The organism is Desulfobacterium sp. N47, assembly GCF_051233685.1.
Classification (GTDB): domain Bacteria; phylum Desulfobacterota; class Desulfobacteria; order Desulfobacterales; family RPRI01; genus RPRI01.
In genome coordinates this window covers 1-5652 of the sequence record NZ_JBAMMY010000026.1, presented here as the reverse complement: position 1 = coordinate 5652, position 5652 = coordinate 1, and the positions used below count along the sequence as shown (strand labels likewise).

Here is a 5652-nt window from a genome sequence, read left to right as displayed (position 1 = left end):
TCATCGCCAAGGACGCGTTGGCTGATGATTTTAATGCCGTTTGCAACAAAAACCAGAAACTCTCCCGAAAATCTTTCGTGGACGCGCTGTTACGGATGGTCGCGTGAGTAAACCATGCATCATTTCGGTGAAACTTTAGTTGTTAATTATAAAGACATTTTATTTTTTAATAACTTCCGGCAAATAGTAATGTCAAGATTATTTATATAATCCTGTCGCAACAATGAGTTTTGCAATAGCGGATTTATGATTTTCTGAATTCAGCTTTTATCATTCCCTGCTTTATTCTGCTTAACAAATTTTAAGACTGATACAGATTGGTCTTTCAAACATAAGAAGATTCGTGTAAAAGAAATAATATAGCTATTTTTGTCTTTCCTGTCTTTATCTGCCGCTGAAATGGCAATTTGCATACCTTTTTTGCGTCATACAACAGGAGGTTTAATTGAAGTTAAAACAGATTGCTGTCAATATAGAAAATTCACCGGCCCGTTTGTTTGAAGTAGTCCGTATCCTGGGTGATGCCGGAATCAATTTAAGAGCCCTTAACCTTGTTGATACCGGAAAGTCCGGAATACTGCGGCTTATTGTTTCCGATCTTGCCAAAACAAGGCGTATACTCATGGAAAAGCAACTGCCTGCGATAGTCGATAATGTAGTTGCCGCTGAGATTGAAGATAAGGCCGGGCAGCTTGCCGCAATGCTTGAACCTTTACAGAATGCTGATGTGCGTGTAGTTTACATGTATACTCATATCGGTTTTTTATCAGGCAAAACCGTCATGATTTTCCGTTTCAGCGACAATGATAAGGCAATTGAAATTTTACGTAAAAACGGGATAAAGCTTATTGATTCCAAAGCACTTGGGATACATTAAAAAATTATCCGGCAAAAACTGATAGCCGGTTATTTTTTTAAGAAAGCCTGTTTTTATAATCTTCATAACCAAACTTTTTTATAATCCGGATATCTCCTGATTTATCCTTTATGGCAATAGATGGTAAGCGGATGCCATTGAAAGTATTGTTTTTAACCATTGTGTAATGAGCCATATCCTCGAACACGATTCGCGAACCTGTCTTAAGCGGTTCAGGAAAAGAATAGTCTCCTATAATATCTCCTGCAAGGCACGTTACACCACCGAGCCTGTATGTGTGCCTGTATTCTCCGGGAAGTCCGGCTCCTGTTATATTCGGCCTGTACGGCATTTCGAGAACATCGGGCATATGTGTGGCAGCCGAGGTATCCAATATAGCGATATTCATTTTGTTATAAATAATATCTACAACCGATGTCTCAAGAACACCGGCATTCAGCGCAATTGCTTCTCCAGGTTCAAGATAAACATCTAAAGGGTGACGTTTCTTAAAATCATTAATAAGATCGCATAAAAGTTTTACATCATAATCTTTTCTGGTTATATGATGCCCGCCTCCGAAATTTATCCATTTCAATCTGTTAAAAAATAGCCCGAATTTTTCTTCTACTACCTTTAATGTTCGCAAAAGAGAATCCGAATTAAGCTCACAAAGATTATGAAAATGAATGCCGCTAATGCCGTCCAGCTCATCTTCCTTGAAATTATCCCTTGTTGTACCCAATCTTGAAAATTGACCGCAGGGATCGTAAATAGTTGTCCGGACTTCCGAATATTCGGGATTAATTCTTATTCCGCACAAAATCTTTTTTTTACTTGCAGTAACATCGGCTTTAAAGTGCCTCCACTGTGAAAATGAATTAAAAACAATATAGTCTGCGTAGTTTAAAATTTCGTTGAATTCGGAATCGCTGTATGCCGGAGAACAAACATGCACTTTACTGCCAAATTCTTCATACCCCAATCTTGCTTCATCTGCTGAGCTTGCAGATATACCGCTAAGATACTGTCTTATCAGGGGAAAAACGCTGAACATGGCAAATCCTTTAAGCGCCATGATAATTCTTGCACCGGTTTGCTTTTGAACCGAGTCAAGAATTTTTAAATTCCGCTCAAGTGCTTCTTCCTCAAGAATATAACATGGTGTTGATATACGTTTAATTTCAGCATACTCCATTTTGATATACAAAAGAAATTTTTATTGCAAAATTATAATAGTTAGAACCATCGACTCATTCCCCGATAAATTTTTCAATCCAGGGCAGGCCGTGCATTCCAAGTTTTTCCATGAAAGGAGAAGGATCAAATTGCTCTACATTAAACACTCCTTTTGCTTTCCATTTGCCGGTAAGCATCATCATAGCCCCTATCATGGTGGGCACTCCGGTGGTATAGGATATTGCCTGCGCTTTTATTTCTTTGTAAGATTCGGCATGATCACAGATATTATAAATATAATACTTTCTTTTTTTACCGTCTTTTATGCCTTCAATCATACAGCCTATACAGGTTTTGCCTTTGTAGTTTTCGGCAAGAGATGCAGGCTCGGGAAGAATGGCTTTTAAAAATTTTAACGGAACAATCCTGTTTCCCTCAAAATCAACCGGGTCTATTCTTGTCATGCCCACATTTTCAAGAACTCTGAGATGCGTCAGATATTCCTTTGAAAAAGTCATCCAGAACCTGATACGCTTTATGCCGGGTATGTTATTGATAAGAGATTCAAGTTCTTCATGGTACATAAGATACATTTCCTTTGGTCCAATTTCGGGAAAATCAAATGTCTTATATACTGAAAGAGGATCAGTTTCCACCCATGCTCCGTTTTCGTAATACTTACCTCTGGCTGAAACTTCTCTTATATTTATTTCGGGATTGAAATTAGTTGCAAAAGGATGTCCGTGGTCTCCGGCATTACAGTCCATTATGTCAATATAATGAATTTCATCAAAGTGGTTTTTAGCGGCATGGGCGCAAAAAATGTTTGTGACTCCCGGATCAAATCCGCAACCAAGAAGCGCCATTATTCCCTTTTCCTTAAATCTTTCATGATAATCCCACTGCCATTTATAGCAGAATCTGGCTTCATCGGGCGGCTCATAATTTGCTGTATCAAGGTAGTCAACGCCAGTCTCAAGGCATGCATCCATAATGGTTAGATCCTGATAAGGAAGTGCAGTATTAATAACAAGATCCGGAGATATTTTTCTAATGAGTTCAATCAGTTCAGGTGTATTATCAGCATCGACTTTCGCTGTTTCAATAGGTCTTGAAATCTGTCTTTTTATTTTTTCACATTTTTCAACTGTTCTGCTTGCAAGCACAATTTTTGAGAAAACATCCGGAACCTGGGCACATTTATGGGTTACCACGCCTCCGACTCCACCTGCACCAATTATAAGAACATTGCTCATCTGCATTTTCCTCTAAAGCTTAATTTTATTAAAATAGTTGATACCCCTGATATTTTTTTCCATTACTTAAGATCCTCCGGTATCATAAAGGTAACAAAAAATCAAAACTCATTCGAAAGACGCAGCAATTCTCGCTAAATGTTATTTTTCGATCGGTAGTAAGATTTGTCATAATAATATTCCAATTGCCTGGTTGTAATTGGGCATATTTACCCATACCCAATCGGCAAAAATTTATTGTTTACTTGCAATATTCCAGGGGTACCAACGACAATATGAACGGACACGTCAGTTTAATTTATGATTTTTGAAATTAGCTCATATAGATTGTTATTTGAACAAAAAAATACATACAGCATTTCAAATCAAGCATGCAACTGATATGATAAGTTTATATCCTTATCACTAAAAAAGGCGCACTCTTTTGAATTATAGCATACCTTGATTATGCTATAATTGTCTTGACAAAGATGTATGCCTTAAGTAACGGAACTTCTTTAGTTAATAGTCGGCCTGAAAAGTTTGATATATATTCAAAAGCAACTGGAATTTTTTTTGTATATTTAAAACATGTGTTTGGAAACCAATTATTATACATAATAATTTAAGGATTTTAAACAACTCACAAAGTTCTTGAAATTAATATACGAGGAAACTTATGAAGAAGGTCAGAGTTGAAGATGCGGTTGGGATGGTTTTGCCTCATGACATGACGCGGATTGTGCCCGGAAAATACAAGGGAGTTGCATTCAGGAAAGGTCATGTTTTAAAGGAAGAAGATATTCCGGAATTACTCAAGCTGGGAAAGCAGACTATCTATGTTTTGAATCTCTCAAATGTCTACGTTCACGAAGATGATGGCGCCTTGCGTATCGCTGCTTCAATCTGCGGTGATGGAATCCGATGGACAGATCCAAGTGAAGGAAAATCAGGTATAATCTGCAAAGCAGACGGGCTTCTTAAGATTAATATAAATGGGCTTCTTAAGATTAATAAACTGGATAATATAATTGTATCTACTATTAAAACCAATTTTCCATGTAAAAAAGATCAGGTTGTAGGCGGTACGCGGATAATACCTCTGATAGTATCCCGAAAGAAGATTGAAAGGGTTGAAGCTATTGCAAAAAAGTATAAACCCATTATCAGTTTGTTGCCATACCGAAAACTTAAGGTAGGAGCAGTAGTCACCGGCAGTGAGCTTTACAAAGGTTTAATAAAGGATGAGTTCGACAAGTATGTGGGAAATAAAGTCAGTGATTTCGGTTCGAAGGTAGTAAAAAAGATACTTGTTCCTGATGATCCGGAAATGATTGCGGACGCTATTAACGAACTTGTTGATTTTGGATGTGAACTGATTATCACTACCGGAGGTCTTTCAGTTGATCCGGATGATGTTACAAAGCAGGGAGTTAAAAAAGCCGGGGGCAAAATTATTGTTTACGGTTCACCTATTCTTCCGGGTGCTATGTTTCTGTATGCTGTTGTTAAAGGTATTCCCATCCTCGGCCTTCCTGCTTGTGTTTATTATAATTCTACAACAATTTTCGATCTGGTTTTTCCCAGAGCCCTGGCGGGAGACAAAATTACAAAAGAGGGAATTGCACAAATGGGCCATGGAGGCTTTTGCTTAAACTGCAAAAAATGCCAGTATCCTGTTTGCCCGTTCGGCAAGTAATATGAGGGAGATCTTCTATGCCACAAAATAGATTAAATCAACTTGGCATCAAAGGAGCAGCAGGTGATATGGCCAGCGCTGTTGCTTGGCGGCTTTATATAGCCAATATCAGATGCCGTAGATAGTGACCGCAACCATCGGCATGACCACCGCATGCATGTTTTACAGTCATTTCAGGTATTGAGTTGTTTTCGAATAATGCGAGATTGTCTTTAACTGAGCCTTTTGAAGCTTTATAGACTTTAATCCCCATTTCATTCAATCTATTGATAGCACCTGCACCAATGCCTCCAACTACTATAACATCAACCATTTTCCCATCTAAAGCTTTTAAAGGGCTGCACTTACCGTGTGCATGGCCTAAATCCTGGTTATTAATAGTGCTAATTGATTTTGTTTCTATATTAAAAACAACAAATTGTGGGGCAGTACCAAAATGACCGAACACTTCACTATCTAATCCTTTATCCAATTCAACCGGAAAACATATTTTCATTATAAAACTCCTTTCTTAGATCCGCCTGCGCTATTCTTTAAAAAAATTCAGTAGTGTCCGGTTAGGTTTTTGCATATAAAGTTTGTTCTTTGACAATTCGATTATCAGACTGTGTATTTTTTCCACAGGCACGCAATTCATTCTGGATATTGTTTCTAAGCTGACGAATCCTTTTTATTGATACAGG

Annotated in this window: 5 protein-coding genes; 2 read left to right on the top strand and 3 right to left on the bottom strand. The window is 37.9% G+C overall.

Annotated features, from left to right (window positions below; genetic code table 11):
* The first annotated feature begins 445 nt into the window (after positions 1-445).
* Complete coding sequence (locus VXK47_RS01140; protein WP_435546940.1) at positions 446-877, top strand: amino acid-binding protein; 432 nt, start codon at positions 446-448, stop codon at positions 875-877.
* A 37-nt stretch (positions 878-914) separates the two neighbouring features.
* Here the strand turns inward: VXK47_RS01140 and nspC are convergent, their stop codons facing one another.
* Positions 915-2054, bottom strand: a complete 1140-nt coding sequence (gene nspC, locus VXK47_RS01135; RefSeq protein ID WP_435546939.1) for a carboxynorspermidine decarboxylase — start codon at positions 2052-2054, stop codon at positions 915-917.
* Positions 2055-2109: 55 nt separating this feature from the next.
* On the bottom strand, positions 2110-3291 hold the full coding sequence (locus VXK47_RS01130) for a saccharopine dehydrogenase family protein (RefSeq protein ID WP_435546938.1): 1182 nt from the start codon (positions 3289-3291) through the stop codon (positions 2110-2112).
* 658 nt (positions 3292-3949) lie between these two features.
* Between VXK47_RS01130 and VXK47_RS01125 the strand changes: the two genes are divergently transcribed.
* A complete protein-coding gene (locus VXK47_RS01125) occupies positions 3950-4969 on the top strand; it encodes a molybdopterin-binding protein (protein WP_435546937.1) in 1020 nt (339 codons plus the stop codon).
* A gap of 94 nt (positions 4970-5063) precedes the next feature.
* Here the strand turns inward: VXK47_RS01125 and VXK47_RS01120 are convergent, their stop codons facing one another.
* Entirely contained in the window at positions 5064-5465 is a 402-nt protein-coding gene (locus tag VXK47_RS01120) for a NifB/NifX family molybdenum-iron cluster-binding protein (protein ID WP_435546936.1), read from the bottom strand.
* Between the last annotated feature and the right edge of the window lie 187 nt (positions 5466-5652).

What these genes read in the sequence shown, in the direction of transcription:
- VXK47_RS01130 (WP_435546938.1), bottom strand. Translation starts at nt 3,291, where the DNA reads ATGAGCAATGTTCTTATAATTGGTGCAGGTGGAGTCGGAGGCGTGGTA.
- VXK47_RS01120 (WP_435546936.1), bottom strand. Translation starts at nt 5,465, where the DNA reads ATGAAAATATGTTTTCCGGTTGAATTGGATAAAGGATTAGATAGTGAA.
- VXK47_RS01125 (WP_435546937.1), top strand. Translation starts at nt 3,950, where the DNA reads ATGAAGAAGGTCAGAGTTGAAGATGCGGTTGGGATGGTTTTGCCTCAT.
- nspC (WP_435546939.1), bottom strand. Translation starts at nt 2,054, where the DNA reads ATGGAGTATGCTGAAATTAAACGTATATCAACACCATGTTATATTCTT.